Genomic DNA, 527 nt, shown 5'->3' with positions numbered 1-527 from the left:
AAAGTAGATGAAAAAACATAACTGGACCCGGCATTTACCTTGTCTGGGGATAAGTGCTGCTTTTTTACTCGGCTCAAATGGTGTTTATGCCGGTGCGGATAACGTACCCAAATTGAACATTATCCGGGATGAGTTTAATGCAGAAGAAAAGCTTAACTTAAGTATCTATAATCCCAAGCTTAAGCTGACCTCGCAAGGGCTGTTTACCTCACCAATGGGATTTTATGTCTATACTAACTACCCCTCAAAAATAGCGGAATACCAGATTACGGTTTACCGTCAATCAGACTTAGATAACCAATATCCCTTAAAGACGTTCCGTTTTAGTGATATCAGTCCGGATGAGGCCGTATTATGGAGCGGGGAAACGGATAATGGTGAGCCGTTATCAATTGACAGCGAGTATAAAGCGATTTTAAGCACGACCGGTTATGCAGGCCAAAAAGATACCGTCTATGCAGTGCCATTTAAAACCTTAGGTTACGGCAGTGCACAAATCGACAATCCATTCACCGCCTACCGCAAAA

General features: G+C 42.7%; 1 protein-coding gene. It reads left to right on the top strand.

The window, feature by feature from the left end:
• Positions 1-7 precede the first annotated feature (7 nt).
• Positions 8-527, top strand: a 520-nt coding sequence (locus tag J3U36_RS11355; RefSeq protein ID WP_267379874.1) for a hypothetical protein, incomplete at its 3' end; no start/stop codon positions are given.

It is taken from the genome of Gilliamella sp. B3817, assembly GCF_026536705.1.
Taxonomy (GTDB): Bacteria; Pseudomonadota; Gammaproteobacteria; order Enterobacterales; family Orbaceae; genus Gilliamella; species Gilliamella apicola_I.
The sequence above is the reverse complement of the archived record's forward strand: the minus strand, read 5'-3'. Positions and strand labels throughout refer to the sequence as shown.